Source organism: Microcystis sp. LEGE 08355, assembly GCF_015207185.1.
GTDB classification, from domain to species: domain Bacteria; phylum Cyanobacteriota; class Cyanobacteriia; order Cyanobacteriales; family Microcystaceae; genus Microcystis; species Microcystis panniformis.
In genome coordinates, this window is sequence record NZ_JADEXI010000956.1 from 1 (window position 1) to 1,035 (window position 1,035).

Consider the following 1,035-nt stretch of genomic DNA (forward strand, 5'->3'; position numbering starts at 1 on the left):
ATCTTCCCTAGTTTCGGCACCACCACCGCCACCGCCCCAAGTCACCCCCGCCCCCTCGACCGCGATCATTAACGAACGAATGTTGGAGGAATTGCGTCAAAGAGAAGAATCACCCGCTAATTTACCCTTTTTTCAACGGGAAAAAGCCCGTCGCTTGGCCAATCAAAACCGACAGGAGGCGGTGGAGTTAATGAAACAGTTACCGCCAGAATTACAAGCATCCCCTTCTCCCAGTAGTCCGGCACCTTCAGAAACAGCCGATCCCTCCCAGTCCCCCGTCCCTAGTTCTATCATTATTGATAGGAGCGGCACTTCGGTAAACTATTAGGGTTCCTATCGGGAGGACGGCAATGGGTTTGTTTGATCGCATGGGCCAAGCAATTCGCGCCCAAGTCAATAGTCTGATTCAGGAAAATCAAGATCCCGAAAAACTGCTGGAAAAGGCGATCTTGGCGATGGAAGGGGAATTGATGCAAATGCGACAAGCCCTGGCGGCAGCCGTCGCTACCCAGAAACGTACCGAGCGCCAACGACAACAACAGGAAAAAGCGGCCCAAACTTGGCACGAACGCGCCCAATTAGCCCTACATCACGGTAACGAGGAACTCGCCCGCCAAGCTCTCAGCCAATGGCAAACCCATCAAAGTCAGATCGCCCCCCTACAAATCTCCCTGCAACAACAGACGGCTATTATACAAAAGTTAAAGAAAGAACTCTTGACAATTGAACGCAAATATGCTGAGATGAAAGCACAGAAAAGCCTTTATGTGGCCAGATTGCGATCGGCGAGTGCCAGTCAAAAAGCCCAAGAAATTATGGGCAGTTTGAACAGCAGTCAGATGGGAACTATTTTCGAGAAATTAGAAGCAAAAGTCTTAGAAGCCGAATCCCAAGCCGATTTAATCGGGTATAAAGACCCCTTAGAGCGACAATTCCAAGATTTGGAGGGACAAAAACAAATTGAAGCGGAATTACTCAAGTTAAAACAAGAAAACTTGGATGGGTGATGTGGGAAGTGGGGTGTAGGGTGTGGGG

General features: G+C 49.5%; 1 protein-coding gene and 1 pseudogene. Both read left to right on the forward strand.

Translation table 11 applies throughout. From position 1 onward, the window contains the following. Positions 1–328, forward strand: a pseudogene (locus IQ242_RS25570) (hypothetical protein); the annotation flags it as partial. A 22-nt stretch (positions 329–350) separates the two neighbouring features. Next, on the forward strand, positions 351–1,007 hold the full coding sequence (locus tag IQ242_RS25575; protein ID WP_002797305.1) for a PspA/IM30 family protein: 657 nt from the start codon (positions 351–353) through the stop codon (positions 1,005–1,007). Positions 1,008–1,035: the final 28 nt, after the last annotated feature.

Bases quoted from the DNA above. Each gene is read 5' to 3' on its own strand.
- IQ242_RS25575 (WP_002797305.1), top strand. From the start codon at position 351: ATGGGTTTGTTTGATCGCATGGGCCAAGCAATTCGCGCCCAAGTCAAT.